Here is a 24,030-nt window from a genome sequence, read left to right as displayed (position 1 = left end):
ATACCGCAGACCCGTATTCGGCTGCGCCCTTAAATCGCAAACACTTCGACAGACGGTAAGGCATTAGTGAGCGACGAAAACGCCTCTCTCAACTGGTTTCGCCACGCGGCACCCTACATCAACGATCTGCGTGGTCGCACTCTGGTGGTCGGCATTCCCGGCGACGGCCTGGAACATCATAATTTTCGCAACCTGGTTCACGACCTGGCCCTCCTCGCCAGTCTAGGTGTGCGCCTGGTAGTGGTGCACGGTTCCCGCGCACAGGTCAGCCGCGCCCTCGATGAACGCGGTATCGAGAACCGTTTTCACGGCAGTAAGCGCATCACCGACAGGGAAAGTTTGGAAGTCATTAAAGCCGCAGTGGGGAGATTACGTTTCGATATTGAAGCCGCTTTTTCCCAAGGGCTCCCCGATTCCCCTATGGCCCGCTCGGCATTGAAAGTGATCTCGGGAAATCTGGTCACCGCCCGCCCCTGCGGGATTCTCGATGGCGTGGACCTCGGCTGGACCGGCACGGTCAGGCGTATGGAAATCAATACGATTGAACAGGCTCTGGACCAGGGCGCGCTGGTATTGCTATCGCCACTGGGCACCTCTCTGACTGGTGAGCTATTTAACATCAACTACCTGGATCTGGCCGCGGAGGCCGCGCGCGCATTGCGCGCCGAAAAGCTGGTGCTATTTCGCGAGCCGGCCCAATTGCTACTCGATGACAACCCGGTCAATGAGCTCAGCATTGTTCAGGCCGAGCAGGCCGCCACCCGGGTACAGAGTGAGACCCTGCGGTGCGCTATTCGCGCCTGCAATTCCGGTATTGCCCGAGTTCACCTTCTTAGCTATTGCCAGAATGGCGCCCTGATCCAGGAACTCTTTCGCCGTGAGGGTGCTGGAACCATGATCTACCGGGATAGTTATGAGGTCGTGCGCCGGGCCCGTATCACCGATGTGGGGGGCATTCTGGGCCTGATCCGCCCGCTGGAAAAACAGGGGGTTTTGGTACGGCGCTCAAGGGAAAAGCTCGAAGCGGAAATTGAGCACTTTACCCTGGTGGAGGTCGATGGGACGCCTGTGGCCTGTGCCGCGCTCTACCCCATCCAGGAGGAAGGCGGTCCAACATCCGCAGCGGAAATCGCTTGTGTGGCCAGCCATCCGGATTTTCGCGGCGGCGGTCGCGGCGCCAAACTAATGCGCCACCTGGAGCGCCAGGCCCGCACAATCCATATTTGCGAGCTCTATGTCCTCACTACCCAGACCGAACACTGGTTTATTGAGCAAGGCTTTGAGCAGGTGAATGTCAGTGATCTGCCCGCCTCGCGGAAATCCTTATACAACATTCAGCGCAATTCCCGCATCCTGCGCAAGCGTTTGGGCTGGGATAACGACGCTTAAGCAAGTTCGACACCACCTTATTCGAAATCGTTATCCTAGTAACACACTCAGTGGACCACTAATGGGGGAAAACATCCCGAATATGGGCTTTTTTTGCTAAGCTGTCGCTTTAATTTGCCTAGCCGGATGCTTGAATCATGCCCAGATATCGTTCCCGTACCTCCACCGCCGGACGCAATATGGCCGGCGCCCGAGCCCTGTGGCGCGCCACAGGCATGACCGATGCAGATTTTCACAAACCCATTATTGCTATCGCCAACTCCTTCACCCAGTTCGTACCGGGTCATGTGCACCTGAAAGATATGGGGCAACTGGTCGCGCGGGAGATCGAACGCGCCGGCGGCGTCGCCAAGGAGTTCAACACCATCGCCGTAGACGACGGCATCGCCATGGGCCACGACGGCATGCTCTACAGCCTCCCCAGTCGCGAGATTATCGCCGACTCAGTAGAGTACATGGTCAATGCCCACTGCGCCGATGCCCTGGTATGTATTTCCAATTGCGACAAGATCACCCCCGGAATGCTGATGGCCGCGCTGCGCCTGAATATCCCGGTGATCTTTGTTTCCGGCGGCCCGATGGAGGCCGGCAAAACCAAATTGGCCGATCACAAACTGGATCTGGTGGACGCTATGGTGATCGCCGCCACCGATACGGCCTCCGATGAGGAGGTGGCCGAGTACGAGCGCTCTGCCTGCCCCACCTGTGGGTCCTGCTCCGGCATGTTTACCGCCAACTCCATGAACTGTCTCACCGAGGCTCTGGGGCTCTCGCTACCGGGCAACGGCACCCTGCTGGCCACCCACGCAGACCGCAAAGAGCTCTTTCTGCGCGCTGGGCGGGAAATCGTTGCCCTGACTAAGCGTTACTACGAAAAAAATGACGAGAGTGCCCTACCCCGTAACATCGCCAACCGCACCGCCTTCATGAATGCCATGGCCCTCGATATCGCCATGGGAGGCTCGACCAACACCATTTTGCACCTGCTCGCCGCTGCCCAGGAGGGGGATATCGATTTTCATTTAGAGGATATCGACCGGCTCTCCCGCGAGGTTCCCCAACTGTGTAAAGTCGCTCCCAACATCGAAAAGTACCATGTCGAAGACGTCCACCGGGCGGGAGGCGTTATGGCAATTCTCGGCGAGCTGGAGTCCGCCGGACTGATCGATACCTCGCAACCCACCGCCTACGGCGGCTCCCTCGCCGATGCGCTGAACCGCTGGGATATCAGCCGCACCGATGACAACTCTGTGCACGACTTTTACCGCGCCGGCCCCGCAGGCATTCCCACTCAAACCGCTTTCAGCCAAGCCTGTCGCTGGCCGACCCTGGATGCCGACCGCCAGCACGGTTGTATCCGCTCCGCAGATCACGCCTATTCAGCGGAAGGGGGCCTGGCGGTACTGTTTGGCAACCTGGCCCCCAATGGTTGTGTGGTAAAAACTTCCGGCATTGACGAGTCATTGTGGCAATTCGAAGGCCCAGCCCACGTCGTCGAAAGTCAGGAAGCCGCTGTTGCCCATATTCTCGATGGCAAGGTACATAAGGGTGAAGCGGTGATTGTGCGCTATGAGGGACCCAAAGGCGGCCCCGGTATGCAGGAGATGCTTTACCCCACTAGTTACTTAAAATCCAAGGGGCTTGGGGAGCACTGTGCCCTGATCACCGATGGCCGTTTTTCCGGCGGTACCTCCGGTCTATCAATCGGCCACGTATCCCCGGAAGCCGCCTCCGGTGGCAACATCGCCCTAGTCCGTAATGGCGACCCAATCCGAATCGATATACCCGCACGCAAAATTGAGATTGTTATTAGTGAAGACGAACTCAACAAACGTCGTCAGGAAATGAGCGGGTGCGGTCAGGCGGCCTGGAAGCCGAGTGAACCGCGTCCGCGCAAAGTCAGCAAGGCGCTAAAAGCCTACGCATTACTTGCCACCAGTGCCGACCGGGGCGCGGTGCGGGAAATTGATTAGGTAGAAATACCTGGGATTTAAAAAAACGGCCCCAGTGGGCCGTTTTTTTATTGCGCCAATTTATAGGCAATACGATTGCGCACGCCATAGCGCTCAACCGGCTGGCCATCTTCCACTTGCGGCTGATATTTGAAGCGCTCTGCCGCTGCCAGCGCCGAGCGGTTAAATACGCTGGTGGCATTACCGGCGCTATCATAGCCAGCAACGACCCTGACATTACGTACCGCGCCGGTTTTGGTTATCACAAACTCTACAATCACGTACCCCTCTATGCCTCTGCGCAGAGCCGCACTGGGGTAACGCGGTGCGGGCTTATAAACAGGCAAAGGGTCTCTCGATACCAAATCAAAAATGCCTTCGTTAATAACAACCGGAGGCGTCACTGTTGTATTGGTATTTATAACCTTTACATCTTCTTTCTCTCTGGGAGGCTGAAGCGTTGGCGGAACTTCCTGAGGGCTTACCGGTGCCTCATACTCTTTCATGGTAACCACTTTCTTCTCGGTAATATCGATAGGCTGAATCGTCGGTAATGGCTTTGCTAGAGGCTCCTCAAAACGAGTGGAGATCAACTGGCTCATTAAAAAAATCAACCCGAGGGTGGTCAGGGCAGCGTAGGCTAAGCCCTTAGCATAACTAGAAAGCAAGTGGGTAGGGAAAAATTCGGGGCTGGAAATTGGCGTGCAAGCTCTATCCATAACACCTCTCCTATTGTTATTAGGGTGCGTAAAAGGCATCCAAGTGCCGTAATGGAAAAAGCTGATCAGCTGACTCTAATCATTAGCCAATTTATATAAAAATGCAAATAGTTCGTTAATACAGGTTTTCTCAATTTTTTGTATTGGAAATCAGAAGTAAAAGAACATAAAAAAAGCCGTGCATTTCTGCACGGCTTTCTCGAGGACCTAAAAAGCTAACTCAACAATTAAATTGCCAGCTGCTTTTCACGCTCCTGTTCGCCTTTCACAAAGGCTATCCACTGCTTGGCAAACTTCTCAGAGCGTTCATCTTTTTCAGCCTTTTTAAGACTTACTAAAGCGGCGTCATAGCGCTTCAAGTTGGCATTCGCCATGCCCATCACGACATGCAGGGTATCAACACGCTTGATATTGCCTTTCTTTAGAGCTTTTTTACCCATGGAAATGGCTTTCTCATTCTGGTCCAGATCCAGGTAGATACCAGCCAGACGCGAGTAGATTTCACCCTTGTCGGAAAGACTAGCGGCCGCTTCCAGCTGGGGGATCGCTTTTTGCAGCTCCTGAGCCATCTGGTAAGCCTGGGCAAGTGTCTCCAGGTTCTTGGCTGTACGTGGAATCTTCTTCTCTTTGATGCCCTTGGCAATCACCTTGGCCCCCTTATAAGGCATATCATGCCCCATAAAGAGATAACCCATGTTCAACAGGTCCCGATCCTTCTCCAGAGCGCCGGCAAGATAAGCCGCCTCCATCATATGCAGCTGGTCTTTATCGCGTTTGAGCTCGCCATACATCGCAGCCAGTGTTTTGTAATACACAGGCTTCGGATAATGCTGCACCAGCTTTTCCAGAACACCGGCTACTTTTTTATAGTCACTGCGCTCGAAGTAAATGTACTGCTGAAGACCGTACCACCCCTCTTTCGGTACCTTGCCCTCTTTCTCGTACATGGACACCGCAACATTAATATCCGCGAGTGCCTTGCTCTGATTGCCAACCTGGTTATAAGCCTGGGCACGCAAAGCGTAGGAGTCGGCAGTAATACGATCGGAAACTTTGAACCATTGGTTCAGGTAATTGATCGCCTGCTTGTAGTCCTCTGTGACGAAGTAGAGCTGAGCAAGAGTGAATAAGGTTCCCACTTCAAGTGCCACCGGTAGGTTTTTCTCACCCTGGCTCAATACTTTCTTAAAGTACGGGATTGCCTGCTTATAACGCTCAGTACTGTAGTAAACGACACCGAAGAAATTGTACATCTGCGCTACTTCATAGCCGTTGTACCGCTTCTTACTCGCATCCATCTCCTTCAGCGCGACAAGGGCGCCCGCCCAGTCCTCTGCGTCGGCAGCTTCCTGGGCTTTTTCCAGCTTTTTATACGCGGCTTCGCGCATAGCCGGTACTTTGCGGCTCTTCTGTTTGCTGGGCTTTTTTTGCTCCTGCGCCAGGGCAGAAGCGAAAGGTGCGGAAACACCCGCTGCTTCGAGCACGGTGACACTGACCGCCGGTGCCAGCACCAGGGGTAGTGCCACAGAGGTGCGCAGAGCGAGCTTGGACAAACCTTTGCGAATGCTTGTCAACTTCATAGTGCTTCCCCCTTAGTCCTTAGCCATATTAAAGCTAATCTTAGTCCGCACATTGGGGACTTCAGTCGGCTTGCCATCAACTACCCGCGGCTTGTACTTATACTTCAGCGCAGACTTGAGCGCGGCCCTGTTAAAAACAGAGGTCGGCTTGCCGTCCAGGGTAAAAGCTTCGACCACTTTGGGGTCGCGCACAGAACCGTTGGTGGTCACCGTGTATTCAACAATCACAAAGCCTTCCATACCTCGCTGAAGAGCGCGGCGTGGATACTGAGGCTGAACCTTGACGATAGGCAGATAATCACCCTCACCAAAGCTAAAGCCCGTAAGCTTGACACCACCAGAGGCTTTCGGTGCAGAAATGCTGATGCCACCATCGATGTCCGGTTCTTCGAACTCCGGCTCTGGCATTTCCGGCGGCGGAGTCTCAGGATCCTCCGGTTTCACCGGCTTGGTCGTATCGTACTGTGTTTCAATCTTCTGCTCAGGCATCACCACATCGGCAACTTTGAACTGCTCCTTGTCCTCTGGAGCCTTCATGTTTGCCGCAATCAGCTGATGCATGGTGAAGATGAGGCCAAAGGTTGTGGCTACTGCCAGCGTACCTGCCCCAAGAAGTCTTACCGGATTCATAGCTGTTAACTCTTTTCTGTCGCGACCGAAACTTTCTTGATACCGATCTTCCTGGCCGCTTCCGCAATCAGGGCAATCTTCTCAATACTCGCTTCCTTATCGGGCTGAATCACCAACCACCCTTTCGGGTTTTCCGAGTAGAGGCGTTCCAGGACAATCTTCACCTGGCGCTCATCAACCTTATCTTTGGCAATCCAGATCTCATCACTATCGTTGATCGCTACCAGAATTGAGGCGGCTTTGAGTTCTGCGGTTGTCGCTTCCGGCTTCACAACATCAGCACCCGGCTCCTTGATAAAGGTCGCGGTGACGATAAAGAAGATCAGCATGATAAACACCACGTCCAGCATGGGCGTGAGGTCGATAGCGCCGGCTTCTTCTTCTGCCGTATTTTGTCTTTTGCTCATAGCAACTCTCTTAGCGAACTTTTCCGGCGGAAGCCCAGAGAGGGCCCCCGGCGAAAATTTCTGGCTTGGCTAAACCTTCACAGCAAATAAGCTTGCCTATTCGCTGATGTGTGCCTAGTGATCCATGGTCAGATGATCTTCCAAAAGCTGGGTCTCACGCTCAGCCTTACGAGCGAGATAGGTGTTGGCAAATACACCAGAGAGGGCCGCAACCATACCCGCCATCGTCGGGATAGTTGCCATGGATACACCACTGGCCATCTGTTTGGCGTCGCCACCACCAGTAATCGCGAGAACATCGAACACGTTGATCATGCCCCAGACCGTACCCAGCAGCCCGAACAGAGGTGCTAGGGCAACACAGGCCTGGATCATGTCCATATTGTCCTGAATCTTCTCGGATACCCGGGAAATCATCGCGTAACGGATCTGGTGGGAAGACCAGGACTTGCGCTCGGTGCGCTCCTCCCACTGGTCTACCGCACCTTGAACGTCGCTCTTTAACGCTTTGTTAAAGTAAAAAACACGTTCAAAAATCAGCGTCCACATAAAGAAGGTCAGGCCGGCGATCAGGAACAGTACTGGCCCGCCCGACGCCATAAAGGCGTTGACGGCGGCCCATGCGTCATTTAATGCGTGCATGTTGCCGCCTCCTCTTATTTACGCTCGGCGTTTTCTGCCACGATACCGGCACTCTGCTCTTCCAGAATGTGCAGGACACGCTTGGCGCGACCGTTGACTACGGTGTGCATCAGTACAGTGGGGATAGCCACTACCAGACCCAGAACGGTGGTGATCAGGGCGGAAGAGATACCACCAGCCATTGCTTTAGGATCACCGGCACCGAAGATAGTGATCGCCTGGAAGGTAATGATCATACCGGTAACGGTACCCAGCAGACCCAGCAGCGGGGCTACCATGGCAATGATCTTCAACAGGTTGAGACCAGACTCTACCGCCGGGCGCTCTTTCAATACGGCCTCTTCCATCTTCAGCTCGAGAGTCTCGCCGTCGACACCTTTGTTCTCTTCCGCAACAGCCAGTACACGACCCAGTGGGTTGTTGGTGTTCGGGGTAGAGGAACGCAGCTGAGCACTTACTTTGGCACTAACACCGGTCAGTACGATCAGGCGGAAGATGGCCAGCAGCATGGCGAATACACCAACCGCAGAGATGATGTAGCCAACGATGCCGCCCTGGTGCCAGCGCTCAACGAGGTCGGGGCTGTTGATCATAGCTTTCAAGTAGGAGCCGCCCGTAGGACCAGTCGGGTCAACACCAAAAGCACTGAACCCAGCGGTGGAAGCCTGCAGACTTTCCGCCATGCTTTGGAACTTGGCATCCGGCTGGCGAATCAGTTCCGCCATTTTGTAGGCGTCGTTCATTTCCAGGTACTTGCCGTTGGAAACCAAGTTAAAGTTACCAACACGAACCACCTCCTGCTCAGCCTGCTCGCCGCTGGGCTTAATCACCGTAGCGTTGAACTTAACAACCTTGCCGGATTCTACGGTTTCACGTTGCAATTCAAACCACAGACGCTCGATTTCCTCGATAGTCGGCAACTTGGTTGCACTGTTCATCTTGGCCAGCAGGCCGTCGATAAACTCGGTACGACCGGGGTACTGAGCGGAAACCAGAGAGGAACCAACGTTCGCACGCAGATCTGCCGCGGTAGAAGACATATGGCCGAACAGTTCTTTCAAAGAACCCAGGCGCTCATCCAGCTGCTGACGCTTCTGGTCTACAGCCACTTCCTGTTCCTGGTATTTCTTTTCCAGTTCGGCAGAGCGTTTCTCTTCAGCGGTGCGGGTGTCTTTGGCTTTCTTCAGCAGGCTCTGCTGGTTGGACTTCTGACGGCGGAACTCGGCTTCGCGCTGCCTGTGCTCCTTGGACTCGGCAACCTTGGATTGCTTAACCATCTTGAGCAGGTCGTCGAGAGAGGAGGCTTTTTCCTGTGCAACAGCTGAGAAGCTGATCAGGCCAGCCGCTGCTGCAACTAGTACACGTTTGGCGATAGAGGATTTCATTGCGCTGCCTCCGGTGCCGCGATCGGCATAGTCATGATATCGATAGTGGCCTGCTTCTTGGCGATCTTGAGGCCGTTCATGAGGGCGCGGCGGTATTCGCCAGCATCAATCTCAACCCAGGCTTTTTGGCCTTTGTCGTAGGCGAGAGAAATCTTGGAATCCGTGGTCTGAGCCAGCAGGGCAATACGGCCAATTTGCAGCACTTTCACTTCGCGCTCCTGACCGTTGACGTTCAGGGAGTCGCCGTAAGTGTCGATCTTACGCGCGTATTCCGCTTCGAAATTGTACAGTTCCAGTACCTGGCGGAATTTTTCCGCAACGGTAATATCGGAACGGTCCATATTGTTCTTTACGCCTTCGAGGTTGGCCATGCGCTCGTCCAGTTTGAACGGGGCATCCAGTTCGATGAACTGTTCCAGGCCGTCCAGCATACGCAGAATCAGCGGCTGGATCTGACGCTCAATTACCGTGACGTTGGCAATGGAATCATCCAGCTCATTGATCACTTCGAGCTGATTGGCCAGCTGTTTTTCCAGCTGACGGTTATACACTCGCAGACCATCGATTTCTTTATTAACCACCTTGAAGTCCTGCAGCAGGCCGCTGGTTTCTTCGGCAATCTTGTCGATGCGCTTTTGCGATGCCTGGGCCGCAGTGGTTTTCTGCTGGCCGACGGCGAGTACGTTATCGAGAGTATCCGCAGTGGCTACGCTGCCGTAGAGCGCGCCGGCAGACAACGCAGTGGTCAGCGCCACAGCCATGAATCGCTTGGTTTTCATTAGACCCCCCAGTGGGTTCAATATTTCACAACATGGTCGCGATGAGTTAGCTGCCACAACGCGGTGTCCTTTTGTTTTAAAAACATTGGTTAGAAGACAGCTAAGAGCCGCACATTGTAAACAGCCGATTTGATTATTCAAATGCCGATTGCCAGCATCGGCCCGCATGGGTAGCAAGGTAACACCCAGGTAACAAAACCGGGTCGCTTGCACACATTAGCGGCGAAGTTCCTTGTGTAAGCTGTCGCAGAATTTAACAGATTGATCAACTTTTAATCAAATTGTTTTTATTTAAATCTGTCGTACTGAACTAATGCGTAGTTGTACTCATTCTTGTCGGAGGCTGGGTAACACTCCCGTACAACCTCGATCCATGAGTCATTAAGTGTAGGGAAGAACGCATCGCCCGCCACTTCCGCATCCACCTCTGTGATGTAAAGGCGAGCCGCCTGCGGCATAGCCAGGCGGTAAATCTGCGCACCGCCAATCACCATCAGTTCGCTGGCGCCAGTCTCAGTGGCATACCCACCGGCAAGCTCGAGAGCAGACGCCAAAGAATCCACAACCTCAACCCCCTCAGCCTGCCAGTTGGGGTTGCGGGTAATCACGATATTGGCGCGGCCAGGTAGCGGGCGGCCTATAGACTCATAAGTCTTGCGCCCCATCACGATAGGTTTACCCATCGTGGTGCGCTTAAAGAACTGCAGGTCGCCGGAAATGCGCCAGGGCAGCTGATTTTCCCTACCGATAGCGCCATTGCGCGCCACAGCCGCAATCAGGGCAATAGGTGTATCCACCGATTCCACCTCCTAAACCGCTACTGGTGCCGGGATATGCGGGTGCGCCCGATAGTCCTGCAACTCGAAATCCTCAAAGCGGAAAGCAAAGAGGTCTTTAACTTCGGGGTTGAGGAGCATTTTGGGCAGAGGTAAAGGCTCCCGCTGCAACTGCAACTCCACCTGCTCCAGATGGTTGGAGTAAAGATGCGCATCGCCAAAGGTGTGGATAAATTCACCCGGCTGCAAATCACACACCTGCGCCAGCATCAAGGTCAAAAGGCTATAGGAAGCGATATTGAAAGGCACCCCGAGAAAGATATCGGCGCTGCGCTGATAGAGCTGGCAGGACAACCTGCCATCCGCGACGTAGAACTGAAATAGGGCGTGACAGGGAGCCAACGCCATACGTCCCTCGCGGGCATTGTCCGCAGGAGAAACGCCCTCATCGGGAAGGTCGGCCGGATTCCAGGCGCTAACCATCAAACGGCGGGAGTCCGGGCGGGTTTTCAGCTGCTGCAGCAGCTGTTCAATCTGGTCAATCCTGCGCCCATCTGGAGTGGGCCATGAGCGCCATTGGTGGCCATAAACTGGCCCTAAGTCGCCATCCTGGGTGGCCCATTCATCCCAGATCCGCACTTTGTTTTCCTGCAGGTAGCGAATATTGGTATCGCCCTTTAAAAACCACAGAAGTTCATGAACAATCGAGCGCAAATGACACTTTTTCGTAGTAATTAGAGGAAAACCTTCGGCCAGATCAAAGCGCATTTGATAGCCAAACACGCTCAGGGTGCCGGTGCCGGTACGGTCACTTTTCACTGTGCCATTTTCACGCACATGGCGCATTAGATCGAGGTACTGCTTCATTTCTATCTAGGCTCCGCCATTTACCTGGGAACGTGTTTCTTTATTACTCGCCTTTCCGCGCCCCTGGGGCAGCGGCTGAGTGCGGTAGCTCCACACCAGCAGGGCGATACCGGCAACAATCATCGGCAGACTCAAAAGCTGACCGCGGGTCATCCAGCCGAACAGATCAAAGCCTATATGGCCGTCCGGCTCTCTTACAAACTCCACCAGGAAGCGGAAAATGCCGTAAAAAAGTACAAACATACCGCCAACGGCGAGGCGTGGGCGCGGCTTGCTGGAGAACCACCAGAGCAACGCAAAGAGCACCAGCCCTTCGAGAAAAGCCTGATACAGCTGTGATGGATGCCTGGCCAGTAACTCCGGATCCTTGGGAAATACCATGCCCCAAGGGCCTTCCGTTGGGCGGCCCCAAAGTTCCTGACCGATAAAATTACCGAGCCGCCCCAACCCGAGACCGATGGGCACCAGCGGGGCGACAAAGTCGATTAGCGCCGGGAAGGTTGTGCCAATTTTACGGGCATAGAGCACTGTGGCTAACATCACACCGACCAGCCCTCCATGGAAACTCATGCCACCTTCCCACACTTTGAGCAGGGAAAGCGGATTTTCCATCAGCTGCGGGAAGTTGTAGAAGAACATGTAGCCGAGCCGGCCACCCACAACCACGCCGATCGCGCAGTAGAGAATCAGATCCTCCACCTCCGACTTGATCACCGGGGACCAGGGCCTGGTGCTGCGTCGCAATGCCAGCCACCAGGCGACAATAAAGCCGAACAGGTACATAAGGCCGTACCAGTGCACTTTTAAAGGGCCAATAGCAATGGCCACTGGATCGATTTCTGGATAAGTCAGCATGGGAGAATCGAGATTGTTGGCGAAGCGCGTATTATGGTCGCAAAGCGCCCCCCAGCGAAAGAGGCGCGCCATCAGCCGCCTCCCAGGAATACGTCATGTGCCTATTGCTGTTTGCCTACCACTGCCACCCGGACTACCCGCTTCTGCTGATTGCCAATCGAGATGAATTTTACGCCAGAGAAACTGACCCAGCGGGGCCCTGGAGGGGCGGCCAAATGATCGCGGGGCGGGACCTGCGGGCGGGGGGTACTTGGGCGGGTATCGCTCGGGGGCGGGTGGCTGCCGTCACCAACATCCGCGAGCCCGACCGGGCGGAACCCGGCGATGTTTTGTCTCGCGGAGAAATCCCACAGAAATTTCTGACGACTTACAGCTCCCCCGAACAGTTCGCACAGGGCCTTGAGGGCGTGCGATATCGCGGATTTAATGCGCTGTTATTCGCCCAGGATGCCAACCAACCCCTGGTCTGTGCCGGCAACCGCCACCGCCCTTTTGCCTTTTCTTCCGGTGTGCACGGTATCTCCAACGGTGCGCCCGATGCCCCCTGGCCCAAGGTTGAAAAGGGCAAAGCCGCGCTGGCGGAAATGATCAGGTGCGTCGATGGCCCAATCAACCAAACGAACTTTATTGGTCCCGCTCTGAGCCTCCTCCACGATACCTCCCCAGCAGCGGACGCGGCACTACCCAATACCGGCGTGGGCCTGCCTTTGGAACGTGCCCTGTCGCCAATTTTTGTGCGGATAGTGCAGAGAGAGAATCTCCTGCCAAACGATGTTGCCGATGGCGACACCGCGCAAGGTTATGGAACTCGCGCCAGCACGATTATTGCGGTTCACCGCAGCGGCCTGACCCAGCTGTGGGAACAGAGCTTTACCCAGGGGACACGTTCCGGACCGCTACGCCACTTTTCCATCCCCTAACAGTCCCCGGCAAGCCCCTGAAATTAGTAAGGTTTTTGAGGGCTGACCGAAAAGTTGGCCGTATCTATTCGTCCAAGCACAGAGTGACTGGTTGATAAATTTCCACCAATACCAGAACGCCATTGAGCAATTTACGATTTTTTCGGCGCTCCGACAGCAGTAGCCGCAGCACCTATTCTCAGAAGAAAGAAACGCCAAGCAAATTCTGCATTTATTGCCATACTTAGATTCACAGACTGGAATTGGTTGAGTTTCGCGCAAGTGTGACGCCAATTACTGTCTCAATAAGAGGACGTCGCGCGGGACGCATGACAAGTGCGAGCCATCGCTAGACACCAAACAGTCTCAGGATGGGTTCGCTTCAGGTTCGGAAGGTATGAACGATCTGGCGCCCGGCATTATCCACAGGACAACACCGGGCCCCTGCTGTATCGCCGAGGTACCATGTCTTATTTCAACCCAGAGCAGCGCAATCACAAATCCATTCTGCCCGTGCTGATTCTCGGCAGTCTCTGCGTCTCTATCCTTTATTACGCCTTTTCCGCCAACCAGAAAACGGTGCCGGTGTTGCCGGAGAACGCGGTTCGCCCGCACTTGGTGCATTGGCTGGAAGAGAACCCCGACGCATGGCCTGCCCAGGATCCTATCTTCAACCCCGCTGCAGTGCGCAGAATTTACCAGCGCACCAACTATCGCCTGCTTTGGTTCGATAACTACAACCTGAGCGACAGCGCCAACGACCTACTAAAACAGCTGACCGCGGCCAGCTCCGGCAACCCCAGCAGTATGGTGGACTATCGCTATCACCTCGGTTATTTCGACCGCACCTTGCGGGACACACCCCAGCGCCTGCAGATGGCCGCGGTGCTGGATATCTTGTTGACCGACGCTTTTGTGTCCTATGCCCAAGATACCCAGCTCGACAGAATCCATCCAAAGAGCCGCCCGCGCCGGGGCGTAACACCTGTTCTGCGCGAACACCAGGGCTTTCGCATGGTGGCCTACGGCAGGGCCCCACAACAGACGAGCAATGAGCCCAGTGGGCGCAAATACTTCCGCGGCTATGACCGGGCGCGCAATATTGGTAGTAAACCGCGCAGCCGCTATTACTCCCGCGAGTACAATACCGACCGCGAACGCAAGCTCTCCGGGTCCACTAGAACCCGCAATGAGCAGCGTACCCGCTACAACTCCCACAGTGAAAACGCTGGTAGCAACGCCGGTGCCCGCAGGGGCGGCAGCCGGGTTTACTACAATCAGGGCCGCAATAGTAATGAGCCCCGCCGGGCTTCTCCATCACGTTCAGAAAACAGCGAGGGACCTTACTTCGAGGAGAGTACGCCTTACGGTAGCGATGTCTACGCACTCAGAAGCGCTCTTGAACGGCTGCGCAAAATCTCCAGCAGTGGTCGCTGGCGCCCGATACCTCCCGGACCGGCCATGACCATGGGGGCCCGTCACCCCCACGTGGGCCGCCTGAGAGATATCCTCACGCTCTATGGAGACTACCAGGGCCGCTACAGCTATGGCGGAGTTGACCGCAATCGCTTCGACCGGGGCCTGCACGAGGCGCTACTGCGCTTCCAGAAGCGCCACGGGCTCAAACCGGACGGCATTGTCGGGCGCGCTACCCGCAAACGCCTGAATCTCTCACCCACCGCGCGCGCCAGGATTGTGGAGATGAACATCCAGCGTCGCGAGGAATTGCCCGCCACTCTTGGCAAGCGCTTCATCCAGGTGAACATCCCGGCCTACCGCCTGCAATACGTGGAGGATGACCGGGTGAAGCTGGCGATGAATGTTGTGGTAGGCAAGAAAAAACACGCCACTCCAGAAATTACCACCAGGGTCAGCAAGGTGATCTTTAACCCTACCTGGACAGTACCGCGCAGTATCCTGGTCAATGAGATCCTGCCCAAGGCACGTAAAAACCCTGCGGGTATGGAGAACATGGGTTATCGGGTGGTGAGTGGCAGCGGCGAACACCTGCCTCTCACCAGCAATAACTTGTCTGCCGCCGGTGCAGGCTCTTATTTGATGCGCCAAATGGGCGGTGAGGAAAATATCCTTGGGCGGGTTAAGTTCGAAATTCCCAACAAGCACGATATCTACCTGCACGACACCCGCGCGCGCACCCTGTTCTCCCTCACGGACCGGGACTATAGCCATGGCTGTATTCGCCTGGAAAAACCACGCCACCTGGCCGAGGCCCTTTTGCGTCCCCAGGGGGACTGGGACCAGTGGCGTATCGACCAACTCACTGTCGGAGAGAAGACAACCGATGTCGATTTAAACCGATTGGTGAAGGTCTATATCACCTATTGGACCGCCTGGGTGGATGGACAGGGCAAACTGAATTTCCGCCCGGATATCTATGGTAAGGACGGGTTAACCGACAACCAGTTCTGAGCACTTCGGGGCGGTCCGATGGACCGCCCTTAGCCTCCCACCTCCACACCCTGTATTCTTTTTTTCTGAGAAACACCTATAGGTCATTCCTCAATAATATGAAGGGCCCGTGAGTCACAAGTTATCAATGTGAGCGGTGCGATCGATCTTTTTGGTCGCTTATCGCTTACAGGGGTGATTTATGGGTGCTGATAACCATTCTTCCTTTCACAGAACGCCAAATCACCGTGGTGCAATGGCCCTCGTGCTAACCATTGCTCTGGGCATTGATACTGCCCCGGTCTTGGCGAGCAGCGGCGAAAAACTGGAATTGCCCGTGGCAGGGAGAGACCCCTTTTCACCTTACGGCAGACAATACAGTCTGCTCAGCGAGGAACTGGCCCGCTATAGGGGATTGGCCCAGGGGAATCAATGGCGCCCTCTGGATGCCGGGCAACCGATAACGCCTGGCAGCCGTGGCCCCCGAGTGGCCCAGTTGCGCAGCCTGCTGATGCTCTACGGGGATTTCCGCCCCGCCGATTTCAGTGACAAAGAGGCAGAAGAAGCACTCCACGGTGACGTCTACGATAAACCGCTGCAGGCGGCTGTCCGTCGCTTTCAGCGCCGTCACGGCCTGAAAGCCGATAGCCTGGTGGACGAGCGCACCCGCAGCCGACTCAATACGAACCCGGAAAAACTCGCCCGTATTCTCGCCGCCAATATCGCCCGCTGGGAGGAACTTCCCAAAGATCTGGGGCCCAGATACATCATCGTCAATGTACCCGAATTTAACTTGCGCCTGATCGACGGCGAGCGGGAGCAATTCCGCATGAAGGTCGTCGTGGGTAAACCTAAACACAAGACTCCGCAGTTGACCACGCGCATGACCCGCCTCGAATTCAACCCGGTGTGGCGGGTTCCACCCAGCATCGCGCTGCGCGAGCTACTGCCCAAGGGCAGCTCGGCGCTGAGCGCGAAGGGTTACCGATTGATCAATCACCGCGGCAGAGCCGTTCCCTTCACCCGCGGTAATGTCGCCGCAGTGCGCCGGGGTCAAGTCTCCCTGCAGCAGAAGGGCGGACCAGGAAACGCTCTCGGACGCGTCAAATTTGTGATCCCCAATCGCCACGCCATCTTCCTACACGACACCACCAGCAAACACCTTTTCAAGAAGTCCCAACGCGCCTTCAGTCACGGCTGTATACGCCTGGAAAAACCCCTGAAGTTTGCCCGCATGATGCTCGCGGAACAAAACCGCTGGAACAGCGCGCGTATCGAGCGCGCATTAATGAGCGGTCGCACCCACGGCGTCGCATTAAAGAAAACCCTGCCGGTTTATATCGCCTACTGGACCGCCTGGGTGGATGAAAAAGGCCAACTGCAGTTTCGCCCGGATATCTACCAGCGCGACAAACCCGGCAAAGGGGCAAACCGTGGCTGAATTTAATCACTCCAGCGGGAGTTCACTATGGCTTGGTATCCCCGCCACCTTTGGCTAGTTGCCCTACTGGCAGTGGCCATCGCCTCCGCTGCCCCAATCAACGGTGCCCTCGCCACCAGGGAGGCTGCGGCCCTGGATACGGCCAGCATGGGCGACCAGTTGCGCAGCGAAGCCAGCCGTTACCGCGCGCTGGCCAAATACTGGCGTCCAATTCCTCAAAACGGCCCTCTGCGGGCGGGAGATAGGGGTGAGCGGGTATTACAGCTTCGCAAACTGCTGGAGCTCTATGGGGACTACCACGGTCAGCCCGGCCCTGTATCCGCCCCACAGAAGGACCCTATGCGTTTTGATAGCGCACTGCAATCTGCGTTAAGACGTTTTCAGCGTCGTCACGGCCTGACACCCAGCGGCGTCGCCGAAGGGGAGACCCTCGCAGCCCTGTCGGTTTCACCCATGGAAAGAGCCGCGCAAATGACGAGGAATGCGCAGCGCTGGGACAAGCTCCCCCCTCTTACTGAGAGCCGCTATGTACTGGTGAACGTGCCTGACTATCGCCTGCAATTGGTAGAGGAAGGCCGCATCAAACTGGACATGAAAACTGTGGTAGGTAAAAACAGTAGCCGCACCCCAAATTTACACACCCATATCACCAGTGTGGTGTTCAACCCTACCTGGACTGTGCCACGCAGCATCCTGATCACAGAATTGTTGCCCAAGGCAAGACACAACCCCGCCGCTATGCACCGGCGCGGTTATCGCATTATCCAGTACCGCGGCGGCAAAACCTCTCCAATCACCAGTGAAAGCCTGGACCGAGCCGCCGGCGGTCACGCCACCCTGCGCCAAGTGAGTGGCCCGGGTAACACCCTAGGTAAGGTGAAGTTTGTTATCCCCAACAAGCAGGCCATATTTCTCCACGACACCCAGGCTCAGAGTCTCTTTACAGAGCACCAAAGGGCTTTTAGCCACGGATGTGTTCGCCTGCAGCAACCCGAGGAGCTCGCCTATACCCTGCTGCAATCCCAGGGGTGGGACAGAACCCGCATAGCCCAGGCTGCCATTGGCGATGAGCCCCTCAAGGTTTCGATCAAGCCCGCGCCCAGGCTCTACATCGTTTATATGACAGCCTGGATAGACACGGAGGGTCGCCCCCAATTCCGCCGCGATATCTATCACCAGGATAAATAGCCTCTCAGCACTAGCCACCCTCGCCAAATGGCCTTTCTGCACTCGCATAAAACTTGGCAGTCGCAAAAAAAACGAATTTTTACGTTTTGTCTGTAGATGACAACGCTGTCTCTGGTTTTTGTCCACATTGTCAGCATCCAGGCACGGAGACACGAAAACCGCTAGTACGCCAGCAAAAATTTACCCGTCGGACCCTTTGAATATTTCCTAATTAGCAGGTCGTAATTTGTAACGAATGGTTATTTTTTGTACATTTTCCGCCGTACCCGGTTGCCCCCACCCAAGGGCGCACCGAAGAGAGTTAACGACGAGGCGGAATTATGAAGAACCCATCCAGACGTCGATTCCTGGCAGTGACCTGCGCAACTGCGGCGGCGGTCAGCGCCGGACCGACTTTCGCGAAAGTCGGCAGCTCCCGCACCCTGAAGATGCGCAATCTGCACACTGGGGAGAAGCTGGAGACCGCCTACTGGACAAACGGTAGCTACAGCAACGGCGGCTTGAAACAGTTCAACAAACTATTGCGTGACCACAGGGCCAACGAAGTGACCCGCATGGACCCGAAGCTATTCGATATCGTGTATAAGCTGAAGGAGAAGTTCAATTATAAAGGGACCATCGAGATTATCTCTGGATACCGCTCGCCCAAGACCAACGCTAAGTTGCGCGCTGCCGGCCGCGGTGTTGCCAAGCGCAGTTACCACACGCGCGGCATGGCTCTGGATATCCGGATGCCCGGCGTGTCTCTGTCAAAGCTGAGACAAGCCGCACTGAACCTAAAGGCGGGCGGTGTCGGTTACTACCCGAAGAGTAACTTCGTACACGTGGACACAGGCCCTGTACGTCGCTGGTAAGCAATGTCAGATCCCCAAACAGCAAAAACCCCGGCGAAGACCGGGGTTTTTGCTGTTTGGTTAAGCGGGTCGACTCAGTCTTCCACAGCCGGTAGCGAGACTGGCATCACATCCTTTTCTGAGACCGGCACATGCACAGTACCCGTCATCAGGCCCGCCATCTGCTCCAGTAACTTACGCGCCCTGCCCAACTGCCCCAATTCCGCCAGCTCAAACGGATCCTCCATCTTTAACAGCAGGGCCTCAAAGTCGGAAAAAGTCTGTTCCAGCGCTCTGACCTGGTGGCGATCGAGCAATACCTCCGCCATACCGCCACCGCCTGTGGGTATCCAGTTCGACTGTAAGGTCGCCATAATCGCCAGCAGAGCCTGCTTCGAATCCGCGGCGCGGCCACTTTCCACATCGCTCTCAGAGCCCTCGGGTAGCCGGCGCATTAGCTGCTCATCAATAACCTGGGTGTGGGCGGCGCGGATCTGCTGCAAACGGGCCACTGGCCCGAGAGACAGGTACGCACGAGAGAGATTGTTGGCCGAGGTGGGCCAGCGGCGCGCCAACCCAGCCATATCCTCTTCGATACCCTTTACAATCAGGCGGGTTAGCTCGCGGCGGCGGTTGGCCGCCAGGGCCTCCGGCTTCTCGCCATTGCTATCGGCGACAAAATCCTCAGACATACGCTCGCTGGTTGGGCCCCAAAGCATCACCTCAAGGGCATGAAAACCGGTGCTCGCCTCCTCGTGCGCGGTGAGGCGGTGCTGCTTGCGCAGATTCACCAAGGTCAGCTCTATGGCGGTGTCGTTGACGATACCGCTGTCCGAGTAACCCGGCACCGTATCCAGGTAGCCCGGCTGGGCGGGCCAACTGTCCAGCGCAAGCAGCAACTTGCGCCCCTGACCGCGCAGATCCGAGGGTGAGAAGGCCAATTGAATATAAGGTAGAGTCGCCGCGAACTCGCGATGCGCATCCAACCAGGCGAGCCTGGTCTCCTCCAGTTGCTCCTCGCTGGGCTGCGCCAGCAGAGCCTGAACCGCCCGCTGTAGGGTTTCCACCGAGGCATGGGCGTGGAGTACCTGGGCCTGTCCCGCCTGCCAGATAGCCAGGGATAGATCGGCCGCGGCCTCTACATCGACCTGCTGGCTTGCTGTGGGGCGCTCGACTTTCGCCGGCTCGGCGCTTCTCTGCTCGCAACCGATTAAGATGAGCAGGCTGCCCATCAGCAGGGCGGCAACCATGTACCGAAGGGTATATCCGTTCACTCCATTCCTCGTTTTGTATTGGTTTAAAGGCCGCAACTTTTCATTTGCTAACAACGGTTATCTAGCCCTAGTCGCGCAGGCTGATGATCGGCCAACCCCGAGACTGCGCCTCCGCGCGCAAACGGGCATCGGGATCCACCGCCACCGGGTGTTCAACTTCAGTGAGCAGGGGTAGGTCGTTAATAGAATCGCTGTAGAACCATTTTTCTCTGCTCGCGTATTCGGGGTTTTGCGCCAGCCACTGGTGCAAACGCAAGACTTTGCCAGCCTGGTAACAGGGGTCCCCCGCCACCCGGCCGGTAAAACGGCCCTCGTGCTCTTCGGGTTCGGTCGCCAACAGGGTATCCACCCCCAGGCGCGCGGCGATCGGCTCCACCACAAAACGATTGGTGGCGGTAATAATCATGATGTGATGGCCTTTGCGACGGTGCTCACCAATCAGCTCTTGTGCCGCCGGCAACCAAAGTTCACTGATCACCTCCTGCATAAACTCGCTTTGCAGATTCTCTAGCTGACCGCGCGAGATTTGTGCGAGCGGCTCCAAGGCAAACTCCAGATAGGCGAAAATATCCAACTCGCCTCGCTGATAGTCCTGATAAAAACGGTCATTACTTAAGCGGTAGTGCTCACCATCCACATGCTCGCGCTCCACCAGGAACTCACCCCAGGCGTGATCGCTATCGCCGCCGATTAGCGTGTTGTCGAGATCAAAAATTGCCAGGTGCATCGCCGGTTCCCCCATAAACTATAGATTCGCAAAGGCTATTTCGCCGCCAGGGTAAAGCAACCTCCACTACCGTGGCGGACGATTTTACCGCGCACTCGCCCCGATCACACGGACTGCGTCACTGAATTGCTGTAAACCCACCTCTGTGGAACAATGCGGGACAAGTAAGCGCGGCGCACGGCCGCACACAACAGTATTGAGGACGGTATTTTGGGCGACGGCAAACCGGCACAAGCCGGACGAAGAAACCGCCGTAGGCCTGCCAAGCAGTCAAATCGCACCGATAACCCCAGCGGCAATAACCGTAACCGGGGCCAGGGTGGCGACAACAGCAGCAATATAGACGCAGAGGGTTTCCGCCCCAATGTCGGTATCATTGTGCTGAATGCCCGCGGTCAAGCACTGTGGGCTAGGCGGGTTGGTGGCAAGGACGCCTGGCAATTTCCCCAGGGCGGTATAAATCCGGGCGAAACGCCTGAACAGGCGCTATACAGGGAACTGTACGAAGAAGTCGGACTCACTCGTGACCAGGTCAGTCTAATCGCCTGCACCCGCGGTTGGCTACGCTATCGGCTGCCACAGCGCCTGATCCGCCGGCGCTCAGAACCCCTGTGCATCGGGCAAAAACAAAAGTGGTTTTTACTGAAACTGGAGGCCGAAGAATCCTGTATCGGCTTCGACAACGGCTATAAACCGGAATTTGATCACTGGCGCTGGGTCAGCTATTGGCATCCGTTAAGCAAAGTGGTCACCTTCAAGCGCGAGGTTTACCGGCGCGCGCTGGCCGAACTGGCCCCACAACAGATTCAGCTGGAGAGACGTTGGTTACGCGAACGGGGCGAGTAACCCACCCGCGCCCGGTGCGTTCCGGCACCATTGGGCTCCGGACTGCCCTGGGCCCGTAATCTTCTTTGTTGACTGGCGAGGAAAGGCCATTGCTCGGATCTCTGCGAAGTATCGTTCAGGAAGTTAACTCCGCCAGGGACCTGCCCGCGGTGCTGGAGATTATTGTGCGGCGTGTGCGCGAAGTCATGCACACACGGGTCTGCTCTGTATACCTGCGCGATAAAGAATCCGGCAATTATGTTCTGATGGCCACAGACGGCCTGCGCCCCAGTGCCGTGGGCCAGGTTCACTTGGCGCCGGGTGAGGGGCTGGTGGGCAACGTGGTCACCCGCGAAGAACCCATCAACCTGGAAAAAGCCGAAGCCCACCCCGCCTTCCAATATTTCCCCTCCACCGGGGAAGAGCGTTTTAGTGCATTTCTCGGCACGCCGATTATCCACCACCGCATCGTACTCGGGGTCTTGGTAGTCCAGCAGGAGGAACAGCGCCGTTTCGATGAGGGAGAAGAGGCGTTTCTGGTCACCCTCTCCGCACAACTCGCCGGGGTAATCGCCCATGCCGAAGCCACTGGTACACTGGCCACCATCCGCCGACAACGACAGGAAACCCATTTCTCTGGCATCGCCGCCTCACCCGGCATTGCCATAGGTCGCGCCCATATTGTCACCCCAAGGGCCAACCTGGCCACTGTGCCCTATTCCCTGTGTCTGGATATAGAAGCGGAATTAGTCTTATTCCGACAGGCGCTCACCTCCGCCAGAGAGGAAATTCGCGAGGTAGGCGAGCGACTCAAGTGCGAGCTCAACCGCGAAGAGCGCGCACTCTTCGACGCCTACATCAGCATGCTCGACGACAATTCTCTCGCCGTGGAGGTCTGCGATCGTATTGAGCAACAGCTGAGTGCCCCCAGAGCCTGGGCCGAAGTCATGCTCGAACATGTGCGTCGCTTTGAGGCCATGTCCGACTCCTACTTCCGCGACCGGGCTGCCGATGTGCGCGATTTGGGCGCGCGGGTCCTCACACACCTACACCAGCAACAGCAGAGCGAGCGCGACTACTCCGAGAACACCATTCTTGTGGGGGAAGAACTCACCGCAGCTGTTTTAGCCGAAGTCCCACGCGAAAAGCTTATCGGCGCCGTCTCAGTAAAAGGTTCCTCCAACAGCCATATGGCCATTATTGCCCGTGCCATGGGACTACCAGCGATCATGGGTGTGCAGGACCTGCCCTACGAAACCATCCACGGCGTGGATATGGTGGTCGATGGCTACCGCGGCGATCTTCATATCCATCCCGGCGCAGAACTCAAGCGGCGCTATGACGAAATAGTGGAAGAGGAGCAACAACTCGCCCACAGCTTCGACCACCTGGCCGACCTCCCGGCGGAAACCGCCGATGGACACCGGGTGCGCTTGCTGGTTAATACCGGGCTCATGGCCGATGTTGCACGCTCCCTGGAGCGCGGTGCCGAGGGTGTCGGCCTGTTCCGCACCGAAGTACCCTTTCTGTTGCGCGACCGCTTTCCCTCCGAAGAGGAACAGCGGGAGATTTACCGGGAACAGCTGGAGGCCTTCGCCCCCCTACCGGTCACTATGCGCACCCTCGATGTGGGCGGCGACAAGGCACTGGCCTACTTCCCAATCGAAGAGACCAATCCCTTCCTCGGATGGCGCGGCATCCGCGTCACCCTGGACCACCCGGAAATTTTCCTGGCGCAAGTGCGTGCCATGATGAAGGCCAGCCTGGGATTCAGTAACCTGCGTATCATGCTCCCCATGATCAGCGGGCTCAATGAACTCGAAGCCGCACGCAAACTGATTGAGCGAGCCTATCGGGAACTCCTCGAGGAGGGCTATGAAATAGAAATGCCGCCACTTGGGGTTATGGTGGAAGTCCCCTCCGCCATCTACCTGATTCGCGAACTAGCCGAACGCGCGGACTTTATCTCGGTGGGTAGCAACGACCTGACCCAGTACCTGTTGGCCGTAGATCGCAACAACAGCCGCGTCGCCAATATCTATCATGCCTTACACCCCGCGGTATTGCGCGCGCTGCAGGAGATTGTCAATACTGCCCACGCGGAGGGCACCAAGGTCGGCATTTGTGGGGAACTGGCTGGGGAGCCCGGTGGCGCTCTGTTGCTGGTGGCAATGGGGTACGACATGCTGTCAATGAACGCCACTAATCTACCCCGGGTAAAAGCCACCCTGCGCGCAGTGCGTCAGGCGGATAGCAAGTTACTCTTGCAGCAGGCTCTCAAAATGAGCTGCCCAGTAGAGATTGAAAAAATAGTTAAAAGTTACCTCAAAAAAGCTGGCTTAAAGGTGACCTTACAGCCATAAATACATTTATCCAGCCTTGATACTTTCAATCAAAATATCCAAATCACTTTCGAATAACTCAGAGGCGCCTAGCCTTTGAGAAATATTCCA

Annotated in this window: 21 protein-coding genes; 9 read left to right on the top strand and 12 right to left on the bottom strand. The window is 56.1% G+C overall.

Annotated features, from left to right (window positions below; all coding sequences use genetic code 11):
- The first annotated feature begins 66 nt into the window (after positions 1 to 66).
- Positions 67 to 1,389, top strand: a complete 1,323-nt coding sequence (argA, locus tag ACCI51_RS05910; RefSeq protein WP_371842934.1) for an amino-acid N-acetyltransferase — start codon at positions 67 to 69, stop codon at positions 1,387 to 1,389.
- 137 nt (positions 1,390 to 1,526) lie between these two features.
- A complete protein-coding gene (gene ilvD / locus ACCI51_RS05905) occupies positions 1,527 to 3,362 on the top strand; it encodes a dihydroxy-acid dehydratase (RefSeq protein WP_299581445.1) in 1,836 nt (611 codons plus the stop codon).
- A 47-nt stretch (positions 3,363 to 3,409) separates the two neighbouring features.
- On the opposite strand, the gene ACCI51_RS05900 is transcribed toward ilvD, so the two are convergent.
- From ACCI51_RS05900 to lgt, 10 genes are all read right to left on the bottom strand, one after another.
- Positions 3,410 to 4,060 carry an energy transducer TonB gene (locus ACCI51_RS05900; protein WP_371842933.1) on the bottom strand — a complete coding sequence of 217 codons (651 nt, stop codon included), beginning with the start codon at positions 4,058 to 4,060 and terminating at the stop codon, positions 3,410 to 3,412.
- Between the two features lie 227 nt (positions 4,061 to 4,287).
- On the bottom strand, positions 4,288 to 5,640 hold the full coding sequence (locus ACCI51_RS05895; protein ID WP_299581439.1) for a tetratricopeptide repeat protein: 1,353 nt from the start codon (positions 5,638 to 5,640) through the stop codon (positions 4,288 to 4,290).
- 12 nt (positions 5,641 to 5,652) lie between these two features.
- Complete coding sequence (locus ACCI51_RS05890; RefSeq protein ID WP_299581436.1) at positions 5,653 to 6,270, bottom strand: energy transducer TonB; 618 nt, start codon at positions 6,268 to 6,270, stop codon at positions 5,653 to 5,655.
- Between the two features lie 5 nt (positions 6,271 to 6,275).
- A complete protein-coding gene (locus ACCI51_RS05885) occupies positions 6,276 to 6,677 on the bottom strand; it encodes an ExbD/TolR family protein (RefSeq protein ID WP_299581433.1) in 402 nt (133 codons plus the stop codon).
- 114 nt (positions 6,678 to 6,791) lie between these two features.
- A complete protein-coding gene (locus ACCI51_RS05880; protein ID WP_371842932.1) occupies positions 6,792 to 7,319 on the bottom strand; it encodes a MotA/TolQ/ExbB proton channel family protein in 528 nt (175 codons plus the stop codon).
- A gap of 14 nt (positions 7,320 to 7,333) precedes the next feature.
- The gene (locus ACCI51_RS05875; protein ID WP_299581427.1) at positions 7,334 to 8,704 is read right to left on the bottom strand and encodes a MotA/TolQ/ExbB proton channel family protein; all 1,371 of its coding nucleotides are present in this window, start codon (positions 8,702 to 8,704) and stop codon (positions 7,334 to 7,336) included.
- Positions 8,701 to 9,483, bottom strand: coding sequence for a DUF3450 domain-containing protein (locus ACCI51_RS05870; protein ID WP_299581424.1), 783 nt, complete (start codon positions 9,481 to 9,483; stop codon positions 8,701 to 8,703). The genes ACCI51_RS05875 and ACCI51_RS05870 overlap by 4 nt, the downstream gene beginning before the upstream one ends.
- A 287-nt stretch (positions 9,484 to 9,770) precedes the next feature.
- Entirely contained in the window at positions 9,771 to 10,280 is a 510-nt protein-coding gene (locus ACCI51_RS05865) for a dihydrofolate reductase (protein WP_371842931.1), read from the bottom strand.
- Between the two features lie 12 nt (positions 10,281 to 10,292).
- Complete coding sequence (locus tag ACCI51_RS05860; protein WP_371842930.1) at positions 10,293 to 11,126, bottom strand: thymidylate synthase; 834 nt, start codon at positions 11,124 to 11,126, stop codon at positions 10,293 to 10,295.
- A 6-nt stretch (positions 11,127 to 11,132) separates the two neighbouring features.
- Entirely contained in the window at positions 11,133 to 11,981 is an 849-nt protein-coding gene (lgt, locus tag ACCI51_RS05855) for a prolipoprotein diacylglyceryl transferase (protein WP_299581555.1), read from the bottom strand.
- A gap of 95 nt (positions 11,982 to 12,076) precedes the next feature.
- Here lgt and ACCI51_RS05850 point away from each other — a divergent pair, with 95 nt between their 5' ends.
- From ACCI51_RS05850 to ACCI51_RS05830, 5 genes are all read left to right on the top strand, one after another.
- A complete protein-coding gene (locus tag ACCI51_RS05850; RefSeq protein ID WP_371842929.1) occupies positions 12,077 to 12,901 on the top strand; it encodes an NRDE family protein in 825 nt (274 codons plus the stop codon).
- A 444-nt stretch (positions 12,902 to 13,345) separates the two neighbouring features.
- Positions 13,346 to 15,310 carry a L,D-transpeptidase family protein gene (locus tag ACCI51_RS05845; RefSeq protein ID WP_371842928.1) on the top strand — a complete coding sequence of 655 codons (1,965 nt, stop codon included), beginning with the start codon at positions 13,346 to 13,348 and terminating at the stop codon, positions 15,308 to 15,310.
- A gap of 181 nt (positions 15,311 to 15,491) precedes the next feature.
- Complete coding sequence (locus tag ACCI51_RS05840; RefSeq protein WP_371842927.1) at positions 15,492 to 16,730, top strand: L,D-transpeptidase family protein; 1,239 nt, start codon at positions 15,492 to 15,494, stop codon at positions 16,728 to 16,730.
- A gap of 27 nt (positions 16,731 to 16,757) precedes the next feature.
- Entirely contained in the window at positions 16,758 to 17,918 is a 1,161-nt protein-coding gene (locus ACCI51_RS05835; RefSeq protein ID WP_299581412.1) for a L,D-transpeptidase family protein, read from the top strand.
- A gap of 320 nt (positions 17,919 to 18,238) precedes the next feature.
- The gene (locus tag ACCI51_RS05830) at positions 18,239 to 18,772 is read left to right on the top strand and encodes a DUF882 domain-containing protein (protein WP_299581410.1); all 534 of its coding nucleotides are present in this window, start codon (positions 18,239 to 18,241) and stop codon (positions 18,770 to 18,772) included.
- Positions 18,773 to 18,846: 74 nt separating this feature from the next.
- On the opposite strand, the gene ACCI51_RS05825 is transcribed toward ACCI51_RS05830, so the two are convergent.
- Positions 18,847 to 20,025: an imelysin family protein gene (locus ACCI51_RS05825; RefSeq protein ID WP_299581408.1), complete on the bottom strand. Its 1,179-nt coding sequence runs from the start codon at positions 20,023 to 20,025 to the stop codon at positions 18,847 to 18,849.
- Between the two features lie 67 nt (positions 20,026 to 20,092).
- Positions 20,093 to 20,752 (bottom strand): histidinol-phosphatase, encoded by a 660-nt coding sequence (locus ACCI51_RS05820; protein WP_299581406.1) that lies wholly within the window; start codon positions 20,750 to 20,752, stop codon positions 20,093 to 20,095.
- A gap of 339 nt (positions 20,753 to 21,091) precedes the next feature.
- Between ACCI51_RS05820 and ACCI51_RS05815 the strand changes: the two genes are divergently transcribed.
- Both ACCI51_RS05815 and ptsP read left to right on the top strand, forming a co-directional pair.
- A complete protein-coding gene (locus ACCI51_RS05815) occupies positions 21,092 to 21,598 on the top strand; it encodes an RNA pyrophosphohydrolase (RefSeq protein ID WP_299581553.1) in 507 nt (168 codons plus the stop codon).
- A gap of 89 nt (positions 21,599 to 21,687) precedes the next feature.
- The gene (gene ptsP, locus ACCI51_RS05810) at positions 21,688 to 23,940 is read left to right on the top strand and encodes a phosphoenolpyruvate--protein phosphotransferase (RefSeq protein ID WP_371842926.1); all 2,253 of its coding nucleotides are present in this window, start codon (positions 21,688 to 21,690) and stop codon (positions 23,938 to 23,940) included.
- Positions 23,941 to 24,030: the final 90 nt, after the last annotated feature.

The organism is Microbulbifer echini (assembly GCF_041447225.1).
GTDB lineage: Bacteria > Pseudomonadota > Gammaproteobacteria > Pseudomonadales > Cellvibrionaceae > Microbulbifer > Microbulbifer echini.
The sequence above is the reverse complement of the archived record's forward strand: the minus strand, read 5'-3'. Positions and strand labels throughout refer to the sequence as shown.